Here is a 23,838-nt window from a genome sequence, read left to right on the forward strand (position 1 = left end):
CGTTGCTATTGGTATTTAGCGGCTAGGTCACTCATCATAATTGTCTGATGTTGCATGATGACAGACTCTGGGTCAATTAAAGCCATCAGCGGTTTACAATCCTCACTAGCCATAAATTGCTCACCAGCCGCTTTTGCGTTATCCATCGAATCCCAGTAGACCACGTCCGTCCAAGTGCCTGAATCTTGGTCAAAGCTTAGCGAACGATATTCAAAACCGTTTAACGACGATACAAATTTCTGACTCTGTTCACTAGCCGAAACGAGCTGCTCTGAAGTTGCATTTTCTAGTAATTTGAAACGAACGATTTCGATGACACTTTTCATAGTTTAATTCCTTGTTTTGTGTTGTTTAGGCTCGAATTAAGAATATGAGAGTGGTGTGTCAGAACCTGTCAGGAGTGTTTCACTTCAAAAAAATGTCAGAAAATAGCGAAAATATGCGCATGGTAGAATATGTGTGCTATAGGTATTTAAAGAAAGTTTATAACGATCAATACATTTAACGTTGTTGCTAGGAAGAGGAAAACTATGTCCATTCAAGGAACGATCGCTCAGTGGGATCAGAACAAAGGATACGGTTACATTGCGGTAGAGAATCAAGATACCCAGATTCGTTTTCATATTAGTGATTTAGCGAATGCATCACAGATTCCAAGTGTCAGTGAACCAGTGGTGTTTAGGTTGGGGGCAGACAGCAATGGCATGATGCGAGCGATCGAAATTCAACGGCCCGTTGTATTTAACTTTTCATTGGCGATTGCCATTTGGTTTTGTAGTGCTTTAGTTGGCAGCGTCGTGCTTCTCGACTTTCCTTTGGTTGCTTGTATGTTTTACCTTGCTATTAGCACTGTTACTTACACTGTGTATGCGTTCGATAAACATGCCAAGTTAACAGGGGCATGGCGTGTTCCGGAAATAACCTTCCATGTACTCAACTTAATGGGTGGTTGGATTGGCGCCTTATTTGCTCAGTCATTTATGCATCACAAGTACAATGATATTGGTTTTAAGTTTTTGTTTTGGACAACGTTAGTGCTAAATATTTTGTTCTATTGTTGGTTGAATACTGACGAAGGGGCAGTGATGCTACATGAATTTGTGTATCAATATAGAGTGTTGTAGCGCTTAGCTTCAAACATTGAAAAAGGGCTCAGTTGAGCCCTTTTTACTGTCTTGGGGTCAACAACGCTATGGTCGTTCACCCGCTGCTAATCTACGCTCGATATCGGCAACCACTTGTGGAAAGTCAGCAATGGTATCGATTAGGTAGTGTGGTGAGCTCTTGATAAGCTTCGCACGTGCTTTTTCACGTGCGTCATTCAGCGTTGCTTCATCTGCCGCTTGGTACTCTTCAAACGTCAGACCCGCTTCGTTACCAGAAAGCAGCAGGCCAACGGTCCACATCCCCGCGTTATGACCTTCATCGATGCCTGGTGCGGCATCATCGACCTTGATACAAGCGTTTACATCGGTCACATTCAGCTCAATGACGTTCTTGAGTGCCATAAAAGGTGCAGGGCGACCACCCTGAGGGAGATCATCTGTTGCGACTACATAATCGGGCTTGTAGCCGTAGTCCGCCGCAACAGAAATCAGTACGTCCATCACCTGACGAGGGTAGCCAGAACAAGATCCAATCTTAATGCCTTTGTCTTTGAGATCGTTGACCACTTCAATTGCATTCAGGATTGGCTCTGCGTGGTCTGCGACTTTTGCTTTTTGCAAAGGCATAAACGCCGCGTAGATTGCGTCAATGTCTTCGCTAGTCATCGAGCGACCAAACTTCTCATTCCAGCGTTTATCTACCGCAGGAATGCGGCCCACTGCCTGGATGTGGTCCCACTTACCAAGGCCCATCGGTTCACGCGCTTCTTCAAGGTCTATATCGAAGTCAAAGCCTTGTTTGAATGCTTCAACAAAGATGCTGGTTGGCGCAAATGAGCCAAAATCGACGATAGTGCCTGCCCAGTCAAAGATGACTGCCTGAATTGGTGAGTTGTTCATATTTAATCCTTTTTCTTGCTTGCCAGAACGCTTGGCTTTATGTTGGAGTCGCGCTCTGGATAAATTGGTTTCTGTTGAGCTTTATTGACCTTAAAAATAGTTAAAGTCTTTGCACACTTTGGCGATGGCTTCTTCGAAGATGGCTAAGGCTTCTGTCAATTGTTCGCGAGTGATGATTAACGGTGGGCTAAGCTGGATCACATTGCCTTGTGACACCTTAAAGCTCACACCATGGTTGAGGCATTGGTAGAGCACGGCCTCGGCTTCGTCATAGGCGCGCTGCTTACTCTCATGGTCGGTGACCAGTTCAATACCCCAAAGCATGCCGATGCCACGAACATCGCCAATTACTGGGTATTTGGCTTTCATTTCTAGCAGCTTGTCACGCATGAACTGGCTATCGGCTTTGGCTTTATCTAGCAAGCCGCCTTGCTCTATCGCTTCCATGGTTGCCAGTGCCGCTGCGCAGCCGATTGGGCTTTTCTCATGGGTGTAATGGCCCATTGAGATTTGCTCAGCGGTGTTGTATTTATCTTTGGTGACCATAGCGGCGATAGGCACTAAGCCTCCGCCTAAGCCTTTACCAATGCACAGAATGTCTGGCTCAATATCGTAAGCTTGGTAGGTAAACCATTCTCCGCTGCGACCCATTCCGTTGGGAATGTCGTCGATAATCAGCATGACATTGTGCTTATCACAAATTTCACGGATGCGTTTCCAGTAGGCTTTACTTGGCACTTGTACATCGGTGTTGCGAACGGCTTCGGCGATAAACGCCCCGACACCGCCTTCTTTTTCTATTACGTATTCAAGGTAGTCGGCATAATGCACATCACTGCCGTCTGGTGATGGAAGGGCGCCTCGGTAAGATACTGCTGGTGGTATGCGTTCCACACCCGCCATAAGTGGGCCCATACCTTGACGGAAGCAGGCTTCACCACCAACAGAGATAGCATCCAGTGAAGCACCATGGAAGGAATCCCACAAAGAGACGACCTTGTAGTTGCCTGTGATGTGACGTGCCAGTTTTAGCGCCATGCCAACCGCAGATGTGCCACCCGGTGCAAACAACACACGATTCAACTCACCACCACAGATTTGCGTTAGCTTCTCAGCACATTCAATTGCAGTTTGGTTAGTAAAACGGCGTGGTGAAAACGGCAACTTGGCAATTTGCTCTTGCACACGTTTAATCACATGTGGATGTCCGTAACCCAACTGGTGAACATTATTGCCATGGAAATCCATGTACTTTTTGCCCGTCGAATCTTGAATATAGATGCCTTCTGCTGCTTCCAACGTATCTAGGCAAGGCGTCGACATAGCTTGATGAAGAAAGACCTCCGAATCACGCTTCAACAATGCTTGCGTGCGTTCGTCGTCCATCGATGCATTCCAAGCTTGGCGCGCTGGTGTCGTGTTGACATCACCTTCGCTACGGAAGTGGGTCGGTTGTACATTTTCAGTCATAACGCTATCTCTTCCTTAAGGCTATTTAAGCAACTTGCCAGTACATGGCTTTTTCAATCGCACCGATTAGGCGCTCAATATCCGCAGGGTACACTTCACCAATGTTGCCGATACGGAAACAGTCTGCGTTTGACACCTTACCCGGATAAATCACAAAACCTTGCTCCTTCAAACGGGTGTAGAATTCTTTGAACTGATAGTCACTGTGCGTAGGAGAGTAGAAAGAGGTGATGATTGGTGAATGAAGCTCATCATTCAGTAGTGGCTCAAAGCCGAGAGAGCGCATACCCGCAACCAGTGTTTTCTGGTTAGTCTGGTAACGGTTGTGACGCGCTTCGACACCGCCTTCTTGCTCAAGCTCTAATAAAGCTTGGTAGAAAGCGCGAACCGTGTGCGTTGGAGACGTGAAACGCCATTTACCGTGGTTCGCTTCCATACAGTGCCATTGGTCGTATAGATCAAGGCTTAAAGAGCGTGCCTGACCTTTGCATTTTTCTAGCTCAGTTTGTTTTGCGATTACAAAGCCAAAACCCGGTACGCCTTGAATACATTTGTTTGCAGAGCTGATCATAAAGTCGATGTTGAGCTTTGCAATATCGATAGGAATCCCGCCAAAGCTCGACATTGCATCGAGAATCACCACTTTGCCGTGCGCTTTTGCCATCGACGCAAAAGCTTCAATTGGGTTAAGCATGCCTGTTGTGGTTTCGCAGTGAACAATCGCAACATGGGTGATGCTAGGATCCGATGCCAATGCAGTTTCCACCTCGTTCAAGTGCGGCTGTGATGTTTCGCCAGGGGAAACTACATGGCATGGAATGTTTAGATACTCAGCAATTTGAGCGATACGTGCGCCGTATGCACCGTTGTCAACAACCAACAATTTGCCATCTTTTCCAATCGCGCTGCCAATCGTTGCCTCTACAGATGCGGTACCACTGCCTTGCATCAATACGCTAGTGTAGCCGTCTTGCTCTGTTGCGAGTTTCACTAGCTTAGTGCGGATAACTTCTACGATGTCTTTGTTGTAGTCATCATCCCAAGTACACCAATCTTTAAGCATGGCTTCACGAACGGTTTCAGATGTCGATAAAGGACCCGGAGTCAGCAGTAGGTATTCGTTTTTCATCTCGATTTCCATTTTAACTATATTTGGTCTACACCAGAATTTGAATTAACTTTAGCAAGAGGAAAAAACAACAGTAAAGGTCAGAAAGTCGAATTTAATAAAACTTTCATATGAAAAATTCGTCGGCAAAATTCCGCGCAGTTTTTCGTTAATTCTTTAAAAAAGTGCCATTTTTTGTTCATTGAATCGTAATAAAGCGCTTTTAGGGTGTATTACGTCAACTGGTACAGACCAATGCTAATTCGGCAAGGTTTAACAAACGTAATAGTCTTAATTGGAGAAGATGATGAAAAACCGTTTGATGAAAGGATCGCTAGCTGCACTTGTTTCTCTGCTGGCAACAAACGCAATGGCAGCACAGGAAGTGACGGTTTACACGGCTTTCGAAACTGACATTCTGGCAAAGTACAAAAATGCTTTCGAAAAAGAAAACCCTGATATCAAAATCAAATGGGTTCGTGACTCAACAGGCATCATGACTGCTAAGCTACTTGCAGAAAAAAACAACCCGCGTGCTGAAGTTGTTTGGGGTCTGGCAGGTTCTTCGATGGCGTTACTAAAAGAAGAAGGTCTTCTACAGCCATACACGCCTAAAGGCCTGGATCAGCTGAATGCCAGTTTGAATGACCCGCAATCAAACCAAGCTTGGTTTGGTAACGACGCATTCTTTAACGCGGTATGTTTTAACGAAGCGGTTGCTAAGCAGCTGAACCTGCCAAAGCCGACGTCTTGGCAAGATCTGACTAAACCTGTATACAAAGGTCATATCGCGATGCCTAACCCAGCTTCTTCAGGGACTGGCTATATGCAAGTTTCAGCTTGGCTGCAGAATATGGGTGAAGACAAAGCGTGGAACTACATGCGCGATCTTGATAAGAACATCGCACACTACACGCATTCCGGTTCTAAGCCATGTGTACAAGCAGGCATGGGTGAAGTTGCGATTGGTATTTCAATGGCAAGTCGTGGCGCTAAGCTAAAAACACAAGGCGCTCCTTTAGCGGTGATTACACCTAAAGGCATCGGTTGGGAATCAGAAGCGGTCGGCTTAGTTAAAGAGTCTGACGCAGCTAAGCGCGTTGTTGATTGGTCCATTTCGAAAGCAGCAAATGAGCTTTACATAGAGATGTACCCAGTAGTTGGCCATAAAGATGTGAAAGCAACTGTGTCTAACTTCCCGAATGTAGAAGCGAACATGGCTAAGATGGACTTTGCTCAGATGGGTAGCAAGCGTGCGGATATCCTAGCGGCTTGGTCGGCGAAATTTGACGCTAAATCAGAGCCAAAATCTTAAGCTGATTAGGGTCTGTTGACCTTTTGAGCTGATTTTTGCAGCAGTTTGTGGGTTCTTTATGCAAGGCAGAGGCTTTGAATTGTAGTTGCTCTACCTGATAAGCCGATAACACAGCAGAAAGGAGCCACAAACGCTGCCCGAAGGGTTCGGCTAAAAGCGTTTTACTCTTTGTTGAGAGGTGTTTTGCTTAGAATGACTAGGCGACAAACCTCTCGCCGCGATTAAAACGCTTTTATCTCGAACAAAATTTAACCGCAAAAGGTCAACAGACCCTAGTTATTGAGATAACAAAGGAGAGCAGGGTTGCTCTCCTTTTTGCTTTTCAGCAAAGTTAAGGGCAAATTAGGATAACTGGATAACTGGATAACTGGATAACTGGATAACTGGATAACTGGATAACTGGATAACTGGATAACGGGAGGGCAAGGAAAGCATTATGAGGGTAGAAAGAATTACGGCTGATCAAACACTCGCGTTGAGGCATGCGGTGTTATGGCCGGCAAAGAGTCTGGAGTTTTGTCGTGTGGCAGAAGATGAATTTGGCTTTCATTACGGAGGCTTTATCGGAGAACAGTTGGTCGGTGTCGCATCGGTCTTTGTTGAGCAGGATGAAGCTCGACTACGCAAATTTGCTGTTTTGCCTGAGTATCAAGGACAGGGTATAGGCTCAATGATGTTGGAAACCATGCTGAGCGAAATTCGAGATTTTCAAGCGACACTTTTTTGGTGTGATGCACGTGAATCAGCGTTGGGTATCTATCGCAAATTCGGTATGAGTAAACAAGGTGAGCGCTTTTACAAAGGAGACATCCCTTACTTTAAAATGTCTCTTGAGCTGTGAGGTTTAGGACGTAGATTGACTTCGCCAATCGTTCGGTCACAGATAATAGGCTAATCGAGTGAATTCATTTTATTGTCATCTTTGCTCTATAAATTTGTCATGCCGCTGAAACAAACCAGATTTAAGGTTGGTATATACCATTTGGAGAGTGTGTTATGTCAACTAACCAACCTTACTTACAAATTGAAAATGTAGTGAAGCAATTTGGCCAGTTCACTGCGTTAAAGCAAATTTCACTGGCAATAGAGAAGGGCGAGTTTGTCTGCTTTCTTGGCCCTTCTGGCTGCGGCAAAACGACCCTACTACGAGCTATCGCTGGACTTGATCTACCGACTTCAGGTGGCATTTATCAAGACGGACAAGATACGACCTTCCTTCCTCCGGAAAAACGAGATTTTGGTATTGTTTTTCAATCGTATGCGCTATTTCCAAACCTTACCGTGCAAGAGAATATTGCCATCGGATTAAAGAACCAAGGGATGACCAATCAAGAAGCTTTAGAAAAGGTTGATTATTGGCTTGATATGATTGGTTTACCGACTTCTTGTGAGAAATACCCTAACCAATTGTCTGGTGGACAGCAGCAGCGTGTTGCCCTTGCGAGAGCGTTAGCCTTGTCTCCAGGGTTATTGCTTCTTGATGAACCTCTCTCGGCGCTTGATGCCAAAGTTCGTGTTCACCTTAGAGATGAGATTTGTAAACTACAGCGCAAACTGGGTATTACCACAATCATGGTGACTCATGACCAAGATGAAGCGCTGTCTATGGCTGACAGAATCGTTGTGATGAATCATGGCGTTATTGAGCAAGTGGGCACGCCACAAGAGATCTATCAACACCCTGCTACTCGTTTTGTTGCTGAGTTTGTTGGCAGCATGAATTTTATTTCTGCTTCAGCAGCGACTGATACTCAACTACGTATCGCTGAGTCGCTTATTCCCGCTCCTGTGATTGAAAACAAGCAAGTAGTAAGAGGGGATTGCTTTGATCTGGCAATACGCCCAGAAAGCATTCGTTTTGCCGAACAATTTAATAATGCGCTACCTGTGAAGATCCGAGACAGAGAGTTTCTTGGTGCGTTTTATCGCTTTGAATGTGAACTTCAGCATGACAAACAAGCCGCGCCGATCTTTATCGATGTCGCTGGCGAAGTGGTCACCGAGCAGAAGCTGCGTATTGGCGATATTCGATACATTCAGTTCTCAAAACAGGGAATACGTGCATATCCAACGTTAAGCCCAAATGGCACTAAAGCAATTGCGGCTTAAGGTATCACTAATGGAAAGTAGAACTATGTACAACTCTGGGGTTAACTCTCGCTCATTGCGTCCTTCATCTCTTTTGCACAGGGTCAGTAAAGATAACCTAGTGCTATTTGGCTTATTGGCATTTCTATTTTCAGCGCTCACGATTTTTATTGTGATGCCTCTATGGGCGATGCTGACAAAAAGTGTTCAGAACAATAGTGGCGAGTTTGTTGGGCTGGAGAACTTTGCTACCTATTTTGCCAATGACAGCCTTTGGTACTCTGTTGGCAACACATTTACATTAGGACTTCTGGTGACTGCCGTAGTAGGTGTGCTTGCTTTTGGTTATGCCTACGCACTGACGAGATCGTGCATGCCAATGAAAGGTATGTTTCACATGCTGGGTACAGCTCCTATTTTGGCGCCTTCGCTGCTTCCTGCAATCAGCCTTATCTTTTTGTTTGGTAATCAAGGTATCGCTAAAGAGATGTTGGGCGGTCATTCAGTCTACGGCTTGGTGGGCATCTCACTAGGTCTGATCTTTTGGACCTTCCCTCATGCCCTGATGATACTCACCACCTCATTGAGAACCTCGGATGCGAGATTGTATGAAGCGGCGCGAGCTTTAAAAACGTCACCGTTCAAGACTTTCTTTGTCGTCACTCTTCCTGCTGCTAAGTATGGCTTGATCAGTACCTTGATTGTCGTGTTCACTCTGGTTGTATGTGATTTTGGTGTACCTAAAGTGATTGGCGGGAATTACAACGTTCTGGCGACAGATATCTTCAAACAGGTTGTGGGGCAGCAAAACTTCTCTATGGGTGCGGTGACCAGTATATTACTGTTAATGCCTGCTTTGCTCGCATTCATTGCTGACCGCTGGGTACAAAAGAAGCATAAAAGCCTATTTGATACTCGTTCTGTACCTTACCAACCAGAGCCTAATAAAGTCAGGGATGGGATCTGTTTTGCCTATTGTTTAATGATTTCTGCCGCGGTGATTGTGGTACTGGGGATGGCAGTGTATGGCTCATTGGTAACCTTCTGGCCTTGGAATAAGGCTTTGACTCTGAACAACTACAACTTTGCTGAAATGAGTACCTATGGTTGGTCTCCATACTTTAACTCGCTCACACTCGCAACATGGACAGCCATTATTGGTACAGCAATTATTTTTGTTGGAGCGTACTGTATTGAGAAAGGGCGGGCGTTTGCACCTGTTCGACAAGCCATGCAAATGCTCAGTGTTGTTCCTATGGCTGTACCGGGAATGGTATTGGGGCTGGGGTATATCTTCTATTTTAATGATACTAACAACCCACTGAGCGTTTTATATGGCGGCATGGCGTTTCTTGTTATCAACACCGTGGTTCACTATTACACTGTAGGTCATATGACAGCGGTAACTGCGCTTAAGCAAATTCCGAGCGAGATTGAAGCGACAGCGGCGTCGGTAAAGCTACCTCAGTACAAGCTGTTTTTTAAGGTGACGCTGCCAGTTTGCGTTCCTGCGACTCTAGATATCGCTACCTATTTGTTTATTAATGCATTAACCACCACTTCTGCGGTAGTATTTATCTACTCTACGGAAACTATCCCTGCTTCTGTGTCAGTGTTAAATATGGATGATGCAGGACAGACAGGTGCAGCTGCAGCGATGGCTGTGATGATCATGATCTCCGCTGCTATAGCTAAGTTAGCACACATGACGTTAGGCAAATGGTTAGAAAACAAAACGCAAGCATGGCGTAAAAGGTAAGGACAAGGGTGCAGTACGTAAAAATTAAAGATTCAATTGTTGAGCAAATTGAATCAGGCATGTTATCGCCAAGGCAGAAATTACCTGCAGAAAGGAAGCTTGCAGAGTCGTTTGACACCACAAGAGTCACACTGAGAGAGGCGTTATCCTTGCTTGAAGCAGAAGGGCGAATCTACCGAGAAGACAGACGTGGTTGGTTTATCTCGCCGCTGCCTCTTAAGTACGATCCGACGCAGACGCTAAACTTTACCAATATGGCGACGGCGCAGCAGCGTATACCACAGACAGAGTTGATTGCTGCAAAAGGTATTCTCGCCAATAAACAAGCGGCCAGTTTACTTGGGCTACAGCCTTTTTCCGATGTGTATCGAGTAGATAGGGTTCGATACTTAGAAGAACGCCCAGTGGTGTATGTCACTAACTATATTCGTCCTGAGTTGTTTCCAAATCTTCTCGATTTTGATTTGTCGAAGTCATTGACTGATATTTACCGTGAACATTATGGTGTTGTTTACGAAAAGATTCGCTACCGCATTAGCACCAGCACATTGCTCGGTGAAACTGCACAAGCATTGCGAGCGACGTCTGGGACGCCGGCTATGGTCGTTGAGCGAGTTAACTACAATCAAAATGGCGAGTTGATTGACTGCGACATAGAATACTGGCGGCATGATGCCATCAGCATTGAGTCCGTCGCTCAGCTTCAACGTTAATCTCACTTCTTTATTTGGGCTTCTGCGTAGTAACCAGAAGCCTTTTATCTGTTCAAGTTTAAGGAATGACTATGTCAGTGTGGGCGATATGTTTGGTTGTCGTATCGGCATTTCTGCATGCAGGTTGGAACCTTCTAAGTAAAAGTAACAAGTCGTCAGGTACGGCATTTTTCTTATCTAGTAGCGCTGCCGCTTCGATTGTGCTTGCACCATACGTAATCTGGTATCTCAATGGTGTCGGCATCGCGAATATTCCAGCAACGTTTTGGTGGATGTTGCTCGTAAGTGGTGTCGCTCAGTTTATCTATCTGATTGGTTTAGGTAACGCCTATAAGCATGGTGATATCGGCGTGATTTATCCCATTGCGCGCGCACTTCCAGTACTTATGGTTGGTGTGGGAACCGCTTTACTGGGATACCAGCTAACCACACTTGTGTGGGTCGGCTTCGTGTTAATCACCTTTGGCTGTCTGTTAGTGCCTTTGAGTTCTTTAAGAGAGTTACGTTTTAGTGACTACCTCAATGTTGGCGTGCTTTGGGCGGTGATTGCTGCCGTAGGCACGACAGGGTATTCCATTTTGGATAAAGAGGCGTTGGGAATTGTTGACCTTGAGCTCTCGCATATTATTTCCAATTTGCACTCGGCGATTTTCTATTTGGGTATCCAGTTCTGGACGATATTTTTGGTCATTACTTTCTATGTTATTGCAACACGCCAATGGAAGGAGTTTTCACAAGCTTGGAGCATCAAGAAGCCGTCTGCAATGGCCGGGATTATGATGGCTACCACTTATGGCTTGGTGCTATATGCGATGACGATGACCGAGAATGTGAGTTATGTGGTCGCACTGAGGCAGCTCAGTATTGTGTTTGGCATGATTTTCGGTGTGCTTCTATTGGGTGAACGCTTCGCCCTAACTCGAAGTTTAGGCACTTTATTAATTTTCGTTGGACTGGTATTGACGGTGATCTAATAAATAAGCGCTAATAAACACACAAAAGTTCCCTGAATTTATATGATATTTTCCACCTGTATTATAACGAATCACTCTAAAGTATGAACTAGGTTTGCTTTCTTTGTTTTTGAATCGAACTAATAACGTGTTGAGTTAAATGTCTTTTTTCTAAGCTGCATATTATGAACCAATAAAACCCTACATTTATTGCAAGAAAGAGTATTTCTCTTATTTCAAATTATTCGAATAACAAGTGCAATTATTTCTAATTCATTCTGGTCTTCTGTTACGTACTATTTGGTTACTCGGGCAACGAAATAAAGCTCGATTTTTAAAACCATTTTTAGGTAAGTAAGTATAGGTAGCTAAGGAGTCAGTTATGATTAAAGTAGTGAGTTTAGCAAGTGTCATGTTGTTTAGTTCTGTAGCGTTAGCTGGTTTAGGTGGTGCATACAATACAGTAATCCAAAGCGAAACAATGAATGGCGATGCAGTGGGTTCAAAAGAAGCGGCATTAGCAGCGGGCAAAACCATGATTATGGAAATTAACGATAAATCTCCATATGAGCTAAGTAGAGCTGTGTCTTACTCAAGCAATGACCTTGTTGACGTTAATTCATTCGAGTTGAGAAATTCACACGTGACAGTAAATGAAATTGTTACTAGTGACGGTGAAATTGCTTTCCAACCAGTGATTAATGTTAGTTACGAATTTAGAGCTCGCGACCGAGATTAACAACAGAATTTCAGTTTTTGCTAGCAAATAATAAAAAACCCAAGTTCATGCTTGGGTTTTTACTTTGTTTGAATACGCTGAGCGATTAGCTTTCCGCTTCAACCATTTCAGGTTGTTCATCAGCGCGCGCAGCTTCTAGCATCTTGCGAATAATCACAGAAGCAACTAGAGCAATCGCTACCATAACCACGGCAAGAACAGTCAGTAGTTGGAAGTAGTCGCCATAAACCGTTTGAACAATTTCTTGCGTGATCTCTTGGCCTTTCTCTAGAGCGATAGAGGTAGAGAATACTGCACCAACGATACCACTTAGTGCCATTGCAACAGAGAATAGTGATACAGAGAAACCTTCGATATGTTTTGGCGCTACCGAAAGGATAAACGCAACCACAAGGCTACCGACAATAACTTCTGCAAATGCTTGGAAGAAGTGAATCGCTAGGAAGACTTCAGGGCGAATTACTACATCTTCACCAATGTTCATCACCGCCATGGTCAAGATACCAAAAGCAATCGCTGTAAAGATAAAGGCAAAACCAATCTTAGTTGCGGTTGAGAAATTGATGCCTTTTCTCTCAAGAGAAGAGAAGGTCATAGCAATAACAGGACCGGCAACAATACACCACAGAGGGTTCATTGCCATGGATGCTTCTGGTGCAATTGGGATCAGGTTGAATAGATCACCACGCATTGTATTGATCGTTACCATTGTCATTGATGTCATCATCTGACCGTAGTAAACGAAGAAACATGTTGTTAGCACTGTCATGATTAGGATGGTACCCATCTTCAGCGCGTCTGACTTGCCTGACTTAAACATCAACGAGATGAAGTACAAGATGGCCGCTGCGCCAATGGCGTAAACGATGTTCTGACCAATATCCATGTTAGAGAACATGAAGAATACTAAGCCAACCATTGCAACAGAAACCGTTAAGAATGCTGCCCAGTTTTTAGCGCTGACTGGCTCTTGATCAATCTCAGTGGCCGCGCCAACAAGTTGCTTGTTGAAGATAACAAGCACTGCAAACGCAAAGGCTGCCATGACTGCAGATAGCGTGAAGCTTCCGTGGAAACCGATCACCAGTACGAACATTGGGAACAGGTATTGACCTAACAATGCGCCCACGTTGTTGACCGAGTAGTTTACAGGGTAGCCATTCTCGAAGTCCTCTTCTGAAGCAAAGGTGCGTTTGTAAAGACTTGGGTAAGAAGGAGACATTAAGCCACGTGCGTAACTTGCGAGTGCGATACCTGCTAAGCTCATTGGGATATTTGTTGTTGACGCGCCCAATACGAGTAAGGTGTATCCGGTAGCGAATGCACCATAAGCAATGGTGAGTGAGCGGTATGCGCCAAGAAATTTGTCGACAATAAAGCCGCCGGCGATAGCGAAAAGTGGGCCGATGGATGAGAACGCCCCGACAACCATCATGGTGTCTGCTTCGTTATACCCTAGATCTTCTAAGAAGAAACGGGTCAAGATAACCATCACACCATAGAATGATAAGCCAAACATTGCTTGGCAGAACATCATTGATTTATTGAGTTTATTCCACATAATATTCTCTTTTTGTTGATATAACACAGAGTTAACATCTGATTATTTTATCATTTGTGCTATGTTATAAATTGAAACAATTATCGCAGAATTACTTTTCTATGCACGATTTTTTCTCAACTTCGCATAAATTTTTATAATGAGTTTGATCCAAAACGTTTGCGTGGGATATTTTTGGCAAATATTCCGTGCGATAAAGTGCTCTAAAGAGATTTTTAACTTCCAAGAACTGTGCTAGCCTCCTGCATTGCTACGTAAATGTATAAGGAATGTAAGCATGAAGATTTTTAGTAATTTCGATAGTGGCAGCATCGAAGTCGTAAGCATCGAGAACAAAGATCAGATTCAACTCAAGATTCCCAATGACAATCAGTCAGAGTTTTATCAATGGTTTCACTTTCGCCTAGAGACTCAAGCAGAGCAATCTCATACTATTCAATTGCTAGATCTAAAGAACTCGGCCTACCCAGAAGGGTGGAGCGGCTATGACGTTGTCGCATCTTACGACCGTGAAGAGTGGTTCCGTATTCCTGCCGAGTTTGATGGTGATACGTTAACATTCAACGTTATCCCTGAGCGTGGTTCTATCTATTTCGCTTATTTTGCACCTTATACATATGATCGCCATCTTGACTTGCTTCACATGGCGCAGAGTGCTCATCACTGTCAACTTGAAACACTTGGTAGCACGTTAGATGGTAACGATATGAGCCTACTGACATTTGGTGAGCCAGAAGAAGGTAAAAAGAAAATCTGGTTAATCGCTCGCCAGCACCCTGGTGAAACTATGGCGGAGTGGTTTATGGAAGGCTTTATTCAACGCATGTTGGATGAAGACGATACTACGGCTCGTGCACTTCTTGAAAACGCAGTGCTTTATGTTGTGCCAAATATGAACCCAGATGGTGCGATTCGTGGGCATTTGCGCTGCAATGCGATTGGCGTGAACCTAAACCGTGAATGGCAATCTCCATCAATGGAACGCAGCCCGGAAGTCCATTTGGTACGAGAGCGTATGCTGGAAACAGGCGTTGATATGTTCCTAGATATCCATGGCGACGAAGCGATTCCATTCAACTTTGTCGCTGGCTGTGAGGGTATCCCATCATATGATGAGCGTTTAGCAGATCTAGAAACAGCATTTAAGCAAGTGCTTCACACGGTTACACCAGAATTCCAAGATGAGCATGGTTACGATAAAGATGAACCAGGCAAAGCGAACTTGACCGTTGGATCTAACTGGGTGGGTGAACAATTTAAGTGTTTGTCTTACACCGTTGAGATGCCATTTAAGGATAATAATGATTACCCAGACCCGCTTTACGGTTGGTCACCAGAGCGTAGCGTTAAGTTTGGTCACGATATGCTGACTGCAACCTTTGCTATGGTCGATAAGATTTAACTCACCCCACTAGAATATAGGCGCGGTTCATTCCGCGCCTTTTGCGTTAGTAAAGCTTACGCTCAGCGTAACAATTCCTCGCTGTGCGTCTGCTTCCAGCCGCGATACATTTTCTTCAGAGGAAAAATGAAGGAAATGAACATGTCATCTCATCTATCTTATTGGTTCAAACAAGCGCTAGAAATGGAGCAGCCGCTCGATACTCAAACTCTCACTACGGACATTTCAGTCGATGTGGCGATCGTTGGAGGAGGTTACACAGGGCTTTGGACTGCTATTATGCTCAAACAGCAACAACCTCAGCTTGATATCTTAGTCATAGATAAAGGGTTGTGTGGCAGTGGTGCTTCTGGTGCCAATGGTGGCTGTATGTTGACTTGGTCAACCAAATACCCAACGCTCAAACGACTATTCGGCGAAGATCAGGCGCGATGGCTAGTGGAAGAGTCTGAGCAGGCGGTATATGACATTGAGAAGTTCTGCCTTGAGCACAATATAGACGCGCATCTCTATCGCAGCGGCACTTACTATACCGTGACTAATTCAGCGCAGCAGGGGCAGATGAAGCCAGTCGTTGAGCAATTGGATCAACTCGCTTGCAACAGTTGGAATGTCTGTTCAGAACAAGAACTGCGTTCATCATCTGGCTCGAAGCAACACCTTGAAGGATATTTCTCTCCCGCTGCTGGCAGTGTGCAACCGGCCTTGCTCGTGCGAGGCTTGCGTCGGGTGGCGATTCAGCTTGGAATCAAGGTATACGAAAACAGTGCGATGGAGAAGCTCGATTTTGGAGAGCCTGCGGTTGTGCATACCCCGCAAGGAAAGATCTACGCAGATAAGGTCGTTTTAGGGTTAAACGCTTGGATGGTAGAGCATTTTAAGCAGTTCAAACGCAGTATTGTTGTCGTCTCTTCAGACATGGTGATTACTGACCCAATTGAAAAGCAGCTAGAACAAAGTGGACTTAAAAGGGGCGCGGCAGTCGTCGATTCAAGGATCTTTGTTCACTATTACCGAGATACCCGAGACGGACGTTTAATGCTAGGGAAAGGGGGCAATCAGTTCTCGTTTGCTAATCGTGTTGACCCTATGTTTAACAAGCAAAGCCAATATGTCGATTTGCTCTCGCGCTCTTTTGCTAATCTGTTTCCTGAACTAAACCAGTCTCAGTTCGCTTATAGCTGGACTGGAGGCTCTGATCGCTCTGTGACAGGCTTGCCGTTCTTTGGCAATTTAGATGGGCAGAAGAACATATTCTATGGTTTCGGCTACTCCGGTAATGGGGTTGCTCAGACCCGAATTGGTGCCAAGATTCTTACCTCTCTGGTGTTAGAACGAAAAGATGTTTGGTCACAATGTGGTTTAGCTCAAGGTCCATTAGGTCATTTTCCACCAGAGCCGATTCGTTGGCTAGGAGCGATGATGGTGAGAAATGCGGTGCGCAGGAAAGAAGACGCCGAAGACAGGGAAGAGAAACCTAAGTTGTTAGATAAATGGCTAGCTAAGTTTGCAGGTGCAGCAGGTAAAGCAGACAAGGTGACTTAACGCCATTGTCATATTTTGTTGGCAAGATGGGCGCTTGTCTAATTAAAGCGCTCATCAAAGCCAATTGATCTATGTCTGATAACGCCTCTACACAACACTCGCAACGATTTTTACCGCCATTCAATGCGCTGAAGGCGTTTGAGTCTGCCGCGAGGTTACAAAGCCTGACCAAAGCCTCTGAAGAATTGAATGTAACGCGTGCTGCGGTGAGCCAACAGGTCAAACAGCTGGAACACTATTTAGAGGCAACCTTGTTCGAACGCAGTGGCTCTAGGCTGAAACTCACGGATGACGCGCAATACTACCTGCCTTTGTTAACACAAATGTTTGACGCATTGTCGGTTGGAACAGAGCAACTTTTTGAGCGCAAGAGGCGGAACTTACTCACACTTAATGTCGCTCAAAGCTTTTGCCATCAGTGGCTTATTCCGAGGCTTACGGAATTTAAGCGACTTAACCCGGATTTAGAATTTAAGATTGCCACCACATCCAATCCGTATCCAAATACAAGTCAAACTGCTGATATTGAAATCATCAATGGTATGTTACCGAAAGAAAGCCAACTTACAGAACAGCTTACTGAAGAGCATTGGGTGCTAGTGGCTTCTCCGAGTTACTTAAAGCAGCACAGCGTGATGGAGTTAGCGCATATTGCTAACGCTGAAAAGATCTCAACCTCGGGATATAGAGAAAATTGGAGCTACTGGTTCAATCAAGTCGGCTATTGCGATGACTGGGTGAAACCAAAGCTCCATTTTGACCACACACTTCTCGCGGTGGAAGCGGCGGTATGCGGGTTGGGTATTTTATTAGTCAAAGATGTACTGGTTGAAGACCAACTAAAGCAGGGCGAGTTGATGACGGTTGGAGAGTGGACAGTTCCTTGTGAAACAAACCATTATGTTCTGTACCATAACCCTTCTAACTCAATGGCTATCAAGTTTTTCGATTGGTTAAGGCACAGTTTTAATTAGCTCAGGTAAAGTAGCTTAAGCCGCTTACTCACAAGGCGGAGCCATATGGATAACGGCTAGGCCGCCTAAAGAGGTCTCGCGATACTTCTTATTCATGTCTTTACCGGTTTGATACATGGTCGCGATGACTTTATCGAGAGAGATAAGACACTTACTGGTACGCTTAAGCGCCATACGTGAAGCATTGATGGCTTTCATCGCACCCATTGCGTTACGCTCAATACATGGAACTTGAACTAGGCCGCCGATTGGGTCACACGTCATACCGAGTGAATGCTCCATGGCAATTTCTGCCGCAATACAGATTTGTTCGTTGCTGCCACCACGAAGCGCAGTTAAGCCAGCCGCTGCCATTGAAGACGACACTCCCACTTCACCCTGACAGCCGACCTCTGCGCCAGAGATTGAAGCATTAGTCTTGTACAAGATGCCAATTGCGCCCGCTACAGCAAGGAAATCTTTGAGCTGCTTTGTATCAAGTTCTTTGATAAAGCGGTGGTAATACATGAGTACCGCAGGAATCACGCCAGCCGCACCGTTGGTAGGGGAGGTCACCACTTGGCCTCCAGCTGCATTCTCTTCGCTGACAGCGAAAGCAAACAGGTTGATCCAATCCATGATTTCCATAGGATCGTTCTCAATTGATGCATTCGCTTCTAACTTTTTCAGTAAGTTAGGTGCGCGTCTTGTGACGTTGAGACCACCTTCTAAGATTCCCTCGGTCTCGAAACCGCGTTGCATACACAAAGACATTACTTTCCAGATTTGCTCAGCCTTGCGCGTGATTTCTTCTTCGTTAAAGAAGTTGACCTCATTCTGCAAAATCATACCGCCAAGGCTAAGGCCATTTGTCTCGGCCATTTCTAGCATTTCGTCCGCACTCGTGAATGGGAATGGAACATCAACGCTGTTCGCGCTACCGCCCTCTTCGAGCTCTTTTGCTGTGGCGATAAACCCACCACCGATAGAGTAGTAGGTTTCTATAGCTAGCTGGTTGCCGAGCGAGTCATAAGCCGTAATCGTCATTCCATTTTCATGCAGAGGTAGATTATCACTATGGAACAAGATGTCGCTCTCATAGCTAAAATCGATAGTGTGAGCACCCGCAAGGATCAGATAACCTTCCTGTATTGTCGTTGCAAGCGCTTGCTTTGCACTGGCCATTTTAATCGTGTCTGGTTTATTACCTAGTAATCCTAAGATCACGGCTCTGTCGGTATGGTGCCCTTTACCGGTGAGCGATAAAGAACCATAAAGATCCACTTGTACACGGTTAACTTTGGTTATGGATGAAGCGAGAAGGCGAGTAAAATGATAACCTGCGAGCATAGGCCCGTTGGTATGAGAGCTTGAAGGCCCAACCCCCACTTTGAAAATATCAAATATCGACAGCATAAACTTTACTTCCTGTTGTAGTGGCCTGTCTTTCAGGCTCTTTTATTTACAAGTATGGCACGCAAGTGGAGATAACGTCTTGCATGCGGGATGTTAACAAAATATTAACCTCTGATAAGCTAACGACAAAGTGAATGCTTGTACAGTTTATGTGTAACTCAGTAGGAATAATTGAGACATGGATAAATAATGAACATTATTAATGTAGTGCTTGTTCTCGGTAAGCGGCTATTCAACAATGAGCTGACACTTGAGGGAAGAACAAGGGTCGAAGCATTACATACGGCCGCAAAGAACCTCCCGCTCGATCAGAGCGCGATCATATTCTGTGGCGGGACGACGGACGGGCAAATGCAAACCGAAGCCCAAGCTATGTTTGACTATTTTAAGCTTTTCTCTAAAGGAGAATTACCTCCTCATATTATTCTCGAAGATAGATCCACTAACACTATCGAGAATATTCAAAATGCCGCAGATAAACTGATAGCAAGCCAGTTATGTGAGAGTGGGCAGGAAGTGAGCGTCCAGTTTGTCTCTAATGAGTATCATCTGAAAAGGATATTCGAAATACAAACCTTGATGGATGAACAGGGTCTACTTCGTACGTTGAAAACTCGCTGTGCAGAGAGCGGCTTGAAACTCAATATTCCTATGTCTTTAGAAGCACATGTTTGTGTGCCTTATCCCCATATCACCCCATTGGGTCAAACATTCTTGCGGCTGGATGAGCTCACGACTTATAGAGTCTATTTAGAGGGTGTGAAGAGCGGAACTTTTACCAGGCCATTAGAGCAAGTAAGAGAGCAGCCTTACCATATCGCTATTGCTGCAATTCAAGAGCTCAAACAACTGCTCTCAGATCACAATGAGATGAAAAGCTTAAAACTGATTGAAATAGCGGTCGAGAGGACAAGTTCGTCCGCAACTCGAGTGGAAGTGATAGACCAGTTACGAATATTGGATCAGTGCCTAACAAGTCTCAATCGGCAATTTGATCCAGAACGACAAGGCTTGTCGAAAATTTGATGAGCCAATGATTCAGGGAAAGAGAGCAAGGTGGTTCTCTTTCCCGATCGAACTAGGATTACTGCTCTTTATGGTTTTGGCGGTAATAATCCCACTCTTCGACGCGTTCGCCATTCGGAAGCAGGCAGTATGTGACACGTTCTTCATTCTCGGTCACTGTCTCAAGCTCTCCACCTTGCTGCACACAATACACGGCAGCTGGGTTTGCCATCGAAGTGTAATCTTTTACTTCATACTCATCAGGTTCATTGGCGCAACCCGCTAGAACGGCAACACTGGCAGCAACTAGAGCAAAACACGTTTTCTTCATAATTAAACCTATATTGAATCAATTAGTAGCATATCGAGTATAGAGCAAGGAACGAAAAACTCTGTCTAGAGTTTGTTAAAAGGTTAGTGATGTCTAAAATTAAAAGGAGTTATACAACAAAGCTATAGGTAGCAGCCTAGTACGTTCGTATTACGTATCCTTTAATAAAAAGACGAAGCATAGGAAGTGCCAGATGTCGGAGCAAAAATATCGACTTGTTACGCGAAGCGACTTTGATGGTCTAGTGTGTGCAGTACTGTTAAAGCAATTGGATCTCATCGACGACATTAAGTTCGTTCACCCAAAAGACATGCAAGATGGGGTCATTGAGATAACCTCCAATGATATAGTAACTAACTTGCCTTATGTGAAGCAGGCGCATCTTGTATTTGATCATCACCTATCGGAATTATTGCGCAATCCAGAAAGGTATGAAAATCATATTATCGACCCTGATGCGCCTTCTGCGGCTCGGGTTGTTTGGGAGCACTATGGGGGGAGAGAAGTTTTTCCAGCCGAATGGGAAGATATGATGGAGGCGGTAGATAAGGGTGACTCGGCTCAGTTTAATCGAGATGAGGTTCTAGACTCGACGGGTTGGAATCTATTGAATTTCCTGATGGATGCGCGAACTGGCCTTGGCCGCTTTCGAGAGTTTCGCATTTCCAATTATGCGTTGATGATGGATTTGATTGAGTATTGCAAAAATCATTCAATTGATGAGTTGCTCGATCTTCCTGATGTCAAAGAACGTATTGATTTGTATCGAGAGCATGAAAATTTGTTCAAGGAGCAGATCCAGCGTTGTGCGACGGTGTATGACAACCTCATCTTTCTCGATTTAACCGACGAAGAGGTCATATACGCTGGAAACCGTTTTATCATCTATGCGCTATACCCCCAATGTAACATCTCAATTCACAAAATGTGGGGCTTCCAAAAACAAAACACGGTGTTTGCTACCGGTAAGTCGATTTTTGATCGCAGCTCTAAGACCAATGTAGGTGAGTTAATGCTCAAGTATGGTGGTGGTGGGCACAAGGCGGCTGGCACTTGTCAGATTGACAACGATAAAGCAGAAGTGGTTCAACAAGAACTGATCAGTGCAATCACTAGCGATGGTTAAAACGAAAAGGCCCTAGCGCTGTGCTAAGGGCCTTTTTAGTCATCTCTTTAGCCTATATAGGCATCACGCGATTTCGTCCTAGCTCTTTTGCTTCATAAAGCAGTTTATCGGCTCGTTCGATGAGCGATTCTGCAGATTCCCCTGGCTGAAATTCAGCCACACCCATAGAAATGGTGATGTTACCGACTTGTTCAGAGGTTCGACGATCTTTGATCGAAAGTTTTTCTACCGCTCTACGCAGGCTCTCTCCAAATTGACGTGCAATTCGTAACGTTTTGTTCGGTACAATTAAGGCAAACTCTTCACCACCAAATCGGTAGGCTTGAATTCCGTCGCGGCAGCTTAATTGCAATCTTCTTGCAATGCCTTTGATAACCGTATCTCCGAACAAGTGACCATAGGTATCATTGAATGATTTAAAGTGATCGATGTCTGCTAGAATCAAACACATTTTCTGCTCAGAACGAGTTAATGTACTGATATCATTATCGAATGCTCGGCGATTGTACAAGCTCGTGAGTGCATCAAATAGTGCGTCTTGCTGAACTTCAGCGAGTTGAGTCTTAAGTAGGTTGATCTCTTTGGTTGCCGTTTCTAGCTGATTATTGAGAAAGCGAGTTGAATGCCTGATCTCTCGGGACTCAGCGACAAGTTGACGTACGACAGTCATCACTTCGTCCATCGAAACAGCCTCACCCTCGACACGTTCTAGATTGTCAAAGCTCTTGTCGATAAGCTTAGAAAACTGAGATGTGTCTGTCAAAGTGTCTGTCATTGAGCTAGCGACTTCATTGACCAATATTTCTATATTGGAGCGCAGCTCCATCATATCGGTCTCAGAACGGCTCGCGACATAGTTGTTGTAGAGTTGTTCGCCGGCAGCAGGTGGGCAGATACCATAATTTTCCACGACACTATCTAACTCACGGTTGAGCTGAGGAATCGCGTTATCCACGTAGGTGTACCACAAAGCGTAGTTAGCCGGTGTAGCGGCTACGTGGTTTTTCATCATTAGCGGGACAGCTTTTTTAAGGTTAGCCGTCGATTTCTTGAAGTCGTCGTCTGTCATTTCTTAGGAATATTCTTTTCTCGACACCCTGTACATTAAGAGTAGCGGATTTCTAATCTAGATGTTTGTTCAGTATCACTTTAGAGTGAGTTATTCATTATTAATATGAACTTTAGCATAAGTATATGCTGACATTTGTGAGTGAAACATTCAATCAGCTTTAAGCAGGTACGACAACCTAAAAGTTGATGCTAATCAGACACCTTCAGGCATTTCTTCTCGAACATTTCCTGATTCTAGCTTGCCGGCTCCACGCAGCATAGCTTGGATCAAATCACCTGCATTAAATTTTTCTAGTGCTTCATGGGCACCTACTTGTTGTGCCCGGTCAACACAGATCTCACTTGAAAGAGAAGTATGAAGAATCACATAGCTATTTTTGAGCTCAGGATCGTTTTGAGTCTCGAAAGCGAGCTCATAGCCATCTAAGCCTGGCATTTCGATATCACTGACGAGCAGATCAATCGGTCTGTTGGCAGAAGCTTCACTGCGCATTAGATCAAGAGCGTCCAAGCCGTTATTACATATCTGATACGAGATGTTAATGCTATCTAGTGCATCAGACAGCTGTTTGCGTGCAATAGAAGAGTCGTCCACAAGCAAAATATTAAGCGCTTTCAGTCTCTCCCGCTCTATATCTGTCAGCATTGGGATATTGGTCGATTCATACTGCGGATAAATTTTTGATAGCAACAGCTCTACATCCAACATCTGAACGATTTGATCTTGAAATCGCGTAATACCTGTAACGAACACATTAGAACCCGCACTTTTGGGCGCGGACTCTATAGATTTCCAGTCACACTCGATGATCTTTTCAATCGAACGCACCATAAAAGCAACCACAGTACGCAAGCAGTCGGTTACTATCAAATAGCAGGAGTCATATTCCTCTGGCTGAATAGGACGAAAGCCGATTGCGGCAGGCATGTTAATAACAGGAATTGTTTTATCACGTATGGTGACTGTTCCAATTACATGATGGTGTGAGTAGGGGATTTGCGTTGTCGGCTGAAATGGCACAATTTCTCTAACTTTTAGAGTACCAATAGCGAACAACTGTTTACTGTTGGTTAAAGTAAACATCAGCATACCTTGAGACTGATTTGCTTTACTTACTGGTTTTGCCATGGGTTTCTCGTATGTGCGACTATTTTTATAAATGGTAACGGATTTACTCGGATGATCAATGGATGTACGTCAATTTTGCCTTTAATTGTCGATAAGGTGAGCATTGATAATTAGGTGGTGAAATCACTGGGGTGAAGATCTCATTTTA

At 44.6% G+C, this 23,838-nt stretch carries 22 protein-coding genes; 13 read left to right on the top strand and 9 right to left on the bottom strand.

Annotated features, from left to right (window positions below):
* Nucleotides 1-5: 5 nt before the first annotated feature.
* Nucleotides 6-326, bottom strand: a complete 321-nt coding sequence (locus tag AC6R16_RS17435; RefSeq protein ID WP_004748736.1) for a hypothetical protein — start codon at nucleotides 324-326, stop codon at nucleotides 6-8.
* 204 nt (nucleotides 327-530) lie between these two features.
* On the opposite strand from AC6R16_RS17435, the gene AC6R16_RS17440 reads away from it, so the two are divergent.
* Nucleotides 531-1,124, top strand: coding sequence for a DUF1294 domain-containing protein (locus AC6R16_RS17440; protein WP_500675219.1), 594 nt, complete (start codon nucleotides 531-533; stop codon nucleotides 1,122-1,124).
* 66 nt (nucleotides 1,125-1,190) lie between these two features.
* On the opposite strand, the gene phnX is transcribed toward AC6R16_RS17440, so the two are convergent.
* The 3 genes from phnX to phnW form a co-directional block, all read right to left on the bottom strand.
* Nucleotides 1,191-2,006, bottom strand: coding sequence for a phosphonoacetaldehyde hydrolase (gene phnX, locus AC6R16_RS17445; RefSeq protein WP_500675220.1), 816 nt, complete (start codon nucleotides 2,004-2,006; stop codon nucleotides 1,191-1,193).
* 90 nt (nucleotides 2,007-2,096) lie between these two features.
* Entirely contained in the window at nucleotides 2,097-3,476 is a 1,380-nt protein-coding gene (locus tag AC6R16_RS17450) for an aspartate aminotransferase family protein (protein ID WP_500675221.1), read from the bottom strand.
* Nucleotides 3,477-3,501: 25 nt separating this feature from the next.
* Complete coding sequence (gene phnW, locus AC6R16_RS17455) at nucleotides 3,502-4,605, bottom strand: 2-aminoethylphosphonate--pyruvate transaminase (RefSeq protein ID WP_500675222.1); 1,104 nt, start codon at nucleotides 4,603-4,605, stop codon at nucleotides 3,502-3,504.
* A 283-nt stretch (nucleotides 4,606-4,888) separates the two neighbouring features.
* Between phnW and AC6R16_RS17460 the strand changes: the two genes are divergently transcribed.
* From AC6R16_RS17460 to AC6R16_RS17490, 7 genes are all read left to right on the top strand, one after another.
* Nucleotides 4,889-5,899: a putative 2-aminoethylphosphonate ABC transporter substrate-binding protein gene (locus AC6R16_RS17460; protein ID WP_171319806.1), complete on the top strand. Its 1,011-nt coding sequence runs from the start codon at nucleotides 4,889-4,891 to the stop codon at nucleotides 5,897-5,899.
* Nucleotides 5,900-6,335: 436 nt separating this feature from the next.
* Nucleotides 6,336-6,740 carry a GNAT family N-acetyltransferase gene (locus tag AC6R16_RS17465; RefSeq protein ID WP_500675223.1) on the top strand — a complete coding sequence of 135 codons (405 nt, stop codon included), beginning with the start codon at nucleotides 6,336-6,338 and terminating at the stop codon, nucleotides 6,738-6,740.
* 155 nt (nucleotides 6,741-6,895) lie between these two features.
* Nucleotides 6,896-8,008, top strand: a complete 1,113-nt coding sequence (locus AC6R16_RS17470; protein WP_500675224.1) for a putative 2-aminoethylphosphonate ABC transporter ATP-binding protein — start codon at nucleotides 6,896-6,898, stop codon at nucleotides 8,006-8,008.
* 25 nt (nucleotides 8,009-8,033) lie between these two features.
* On the top strand, nucleotides 8,034-9,746 hold the full coding sequence (locus tag AC6R16_RS17475; RefSeq protein WP_500675363.1) for a putative 2-aminoethylphosphonate ABC transporter permease subunit: 1,713 nt from the start codon (nucleotides 8,034-8,036) through the stop codon (nucleotides 9,744-9,746).
* Nucleotides 9,747-9,754: 8 nt separating this feature from the next.
* Nucleotides 9,755-10,459 (top strand): phosphonate utilization transcriptional regulator PhnR, encoded by a 705-nt coding sequence (gene phnR, locus AC6R16_RS17480; RefSeq protein WP_500640307.1) that lies wholly within the window; start codon nucleotides 9,755-9,757, stop codon nucleotides 10,457-10,459.
* 71 nt (nucleotides 10,460-10,530) lie between these two features.
* Nucleotides 10,531-11,433: an EamA family transporter gene (locus tag AC6R16_RS17485; protein WP_500675225.1), complete on the top strand. Its 903-nt coding sequence runs from the start codon at nucleotides 10,531-10,533 to the stop codon at nucleotides 11,431-11,433.
* A gap of 361 nt (nucleotides 11,434-11,794) precedes the next feature.
* Nucleotides 11,795-12,151: a DUF3316 domain-containing protein gene (locus tag AC6R16_RS17490; RefSeq protein ID WP_500675226.1), complete on the top strand. Its 357-nt coding sequence runs from the start codon at nucleotides 11,795-11,797 to the stop codon at nucleotides 12,149-12,151.
* An 85-nt stretch (nucleotides 12,152-12,236) separates the two neighbouring features.
* On the opposite strand, the gene AC6R16_RS17495 is transcribed toward AC6R16_RS17490, so the two are convergent.
* Nucleotides 12,237-13,712 (bottom strand): peptide MFS transporter, encoded by a 1,476-nt coding sequence (locus AC6R16_RS17495; protein WP_500675227.1) that lies wholly within the window; start codon nucleotides 13,710-13,712, stop codon nucleotides 12,237-12,239.
* 277 nt (nucleotides 13,713-13,989) lie between these two features.
* On the opposite strand from AC6R16_RS17495, the gene AC6R16_RS17500 reads away from it, so the two are divergent.
* The 3 genes from AC6R16_RS17500 (at nucleotide 13,990) to AC6R16_RS17510 (ending at nucleotide 17,633) form a co-directional block, all read left to right on the top strand.
* On the top strand, nucleotides 13,990-15,114 hold the full coding sequence (locus AC6R16_RS17500) for a M14 family metallopeptidase (RefSeq protein ID WP_425666895.1): 1,125 nt from the start codon (nucleotides 13,990-13,992) through the stop codon (nucleotides 15,112-15,114).
* A gap of 141 nt (nucleotides 15,115-15,255) precedes the next feature.
* A complete protein-coding gene (locus AC6R16_RS17505; protein ID WP_500675228.1) occupies nucleotides 15,256-16,659 on the top strand; it encodes an FAD-dependent oxidoreductase in 1,404 nt (467 codons plus the stop codon).
* A 71-nt stretch (nucleotides 16,660-16,730) separates the two neighbouring features.
* Nucleotides 16,731-17,633, top strand: a complete 903-nt coding sequence (locus AC6R16_RS17510; RefSeq protein WP_500675229.1) for a LysR substrate-binding domain-containing protein — start codon at nucleotides 16,731-16,733, stop codon at nucleotides 17,631-17,633.
* Nucleotides 17,634-17,657: 24 nt separating this feature from the next.
* Here the strand turns inward: AC6R16_RS17510 and AC6R16_RS17515 are convergent, their stop codons facing one another.
* On the bottom strand, nucleotides 17,658-19,028 hold the full coding sequence (locus tag AC6R16_RS17515; protein ID WP_500640301.1) for an L-serine ammonia-lyase: 1,371 nt from the start codon (nucleotides 19,026-19,028) through the stop codon (nucleotides 17,658-17,660).
* Between the two features lie 189 nt (nucleotides 19,029-19,217).
* Between AC6R16_RS17515 and AC6R16_RS17520 the strand changes: the two genes are divergently transcribed.
* Nucleotides 19,218-20,054: a YdcF family protein gene (locus tag AC6R16_RS17520; RefSeq protein ID WP_500675230.1), complete on the top strand. Its 837-nt coding sequence runs from the start codon at nucleotides 19,218-19,220 to the stop codon at nucleotides 20,052-20,054.
* Nucleotides 20,055-20,112: 58 nt separating this feature from the next.
* On the opposite strand, the gene AC6R16_RS17525 is transcribed toward AC6R16_RS17520, so the two are convergent.
* Nucleotides 20,113-20,364, bottom strand: coding sequence for a putative hemolysin (locus tag AC6R16_RS17525; RefSeq protein WP_500640299.1), 252 nt, complete (start codon nucleotides 20,362-20,364; stop codon nucleotides 20,113-20,115).
* A gap of 193 nt (nucleotides 20,365-20,557) precedes the next feature.
* Here AC6R16_RS17525 and AC6R16_RS17530 point away from each other — a divergent pair, with 193 nt between their 5' ends.
* Complete coding sequence (locus AC6R16_RS17530; RefSeq protein WP_425666902.1) at nucleotides 20,558-21,490, top strand: exopolyphosphatase; 933 nt, start codon at nucleotides 20,558-20,560, stop codon at nucleotides 21,488-21,490.
* A 52-nt stretch (nucleotides 21,491-21,542) separates the two neighbouring features.
* Here the strand turns inward: AC6R16_RS17530 and AC6R16_RS17535 are convergent, their stop codons facing one another.
* Both AC6R16_RS17535 and AC6R16_RS17540 read right to left on the bottom strand, forming a co-directional pair.
* Complete coding sequence (locus tag AC6R16_RS17535) at nucleotides 21,543-22,559, bottom strand: GGDEF domain-containing protein (protein ID WP_500640298.1); 1,017 nt, start codon at nucleotides 22,557-22,559, stop codon at nucleotides 21,543-21,545.
* A 195-nt stretch (nucleotides 22,560-22,754) separates the two neighbouring features.
* The gene (locus AC6R16_RS17540) at nucleotides 22,755-23,690 is read right to left on the bottom strand and encodes a chemotaxis protein (protein ID WP_500640297.1); all 936 of its coding nucleotides are present in this window, start codon (nucleotides 23,688-23,690) and stop codon (nucleotides 22,755-22,757) included.
* Nucleotides 23,691-23,838: the final 148 nt, after the last annotated feature.

The organism is Vibrio sp. R10-SG3-ISO10, from assembly GCF_059834185.1.

Excerpts from the sequence above, each read along its gene's own strand:
- AC6R16_RS17435 (WP_004748736.1), bottom strand. The coding sequence starts at position 326 with ATGAAAAGTGTCATCGAAATCGTTCGTTTCAAATTACTAGAAAATGCA.
- AC6R16_RS17440 (WP_500675219.1), top strand. The coding sequence starts at position 531 with ATGTCCATTCAAGGAACGATCGCTCAGTGGGATCAGAACAAAGGATAC.
- phnX (WP_500675220.1), bottom strand. The coding sequence starts at position 2,006 with ATGAACAACTCACCAATTCAGGCAGTCATCTTTGACTGGGCAGGCACT.
- AC6R16_RS17450 (WP_500675221.1), bottom strand. The coding sequence starts at position 3,476 with ATGACTGAAAATGTACAACCGACCCACTTCCGTAGCGAAGGTGATGTC.
- phnW (WP_500675222.1), bottom strand. The coding sequence starts at position 4,605 with ATGAAAAACGAATACCTACTGCTGACTCCGGGTCCTTTATCGACATCT.
- AC6R16_RS17460 (WP_171319806.1), top strand. The coding sequence starts at position 4,889 with ATGATGAAAAACCGTTTGATGAAAGGATCGCTAGCTGCACTTGTTTCT.
- AC6R16_RS17465 (WP_500675223.1), top strand. The coding sequence starts at position 6,336 with ATGAGGGTAGAAAGAATTACGGCTGATCAAACACTCGCGTTGAGGCAT.
- AC6R16_RS17470 (WP_500675224.1), top strand. The coding sequence starts at position 6,896 with ATGTCAACTAACCAACCTTACTTACAAATTGAAAATGTAGTGAAGCAA.
- AC6R16_RS17475 (WP_500675363.1), top strand. The coding sequence starts at position 8,034 with ATGTACAACTCTGGGGTTAACTCTCGCTCATTGCGTCCTTCATCTCTT.
- AC6R16_RS17485 (WP_500675225.1), top strand. The coding sequence starts at position 10,531 with ATGTCAGTGTGGGCGATATGTTTGGTTGTCGTATCGGCATTTCTGCAT.
- AC6R16_RS17490 (WP_500675226.1), top strand. The coding sequence starts at position 11,795 with ATGATTAAAGTAGTGAGTTTAGCAAGTGTCATGTTGTTTAGTTCTGTA.
- AC6R16_RS17495 (WP_500675227.1), bottom strand. The coding sequence starts at position 13,712 with ATGTGGAATAAACTCAATAAATCAATGATGTTCTGCCAAGCAATGTTT.
- AC6R16_RS17500 (WP_425666895.1), top strand. The coding sequence starts at position 13,990 with ATGAAGATTTTTAGTAATTTCGATAGTGGCAGCATCGAAGTCGTAAGC.
- AC6R16_RS17505 (WP_500675228.1), top strand. The coding sequence starts at position 15,256 with ATGTCATCTCATCTATCTTATTGGTTCAAACAAGCGCTAGAAATGGAG.
- AC6R16_RS17510 (WP_500675229.1), top strand. The coding sequence starts at position 16,731 with ATGTCTGATAACGCCTCTACACAACACTCGCAACGATTTTTACCGCCA.
- AC6R16_RS17515 (WP_500640301.1), bottom strand. The coding sequence starts at position 19,028 with ATGCTGTCGATATTTGATATTTTCAAAGTGGGGGTTGGGCCTTCAAGC.
- AC6R16_RS17520 (WP_500675230.1), top strand. The coding sequence starts at position 19,218 with ATGAACATTATTAATGTAGTGCTTGTTCTCGGTAAGCGGCTATTCAAC.
- AC6R16_RS17525 (WP_500640299.1), bottom strand. The coding sequence starts at position 20,364 with ATGAAGAAAACGTGTTTTGCTCTAGTTGCTGCCAGTGTTGCCGTTCTA.
- AC6R16_RS17530 (WP_425666902.1), top strand. The coding sequence starts at position 20,558 with ATGTCGGAGCAAAAATATCGACTTGTTACGCGAAGCGACTTTGATGGT.
- AC6R16_RS17535 (WP_500640298.1), bottom strand. The coding sequence starts at position 22,559 with ATGACAGACGACGACTTCAAGAAATCGACGGCTAACCTTAAAAAAGCT.
- AC6R16_RS17540 (WP_500640297.1), bottom strand. The coding sequence starts at position 23,690 with ATGGCAAAACCAGTAAGTAAAGCAAATCAGTCTCAAGGTATGCTGATG.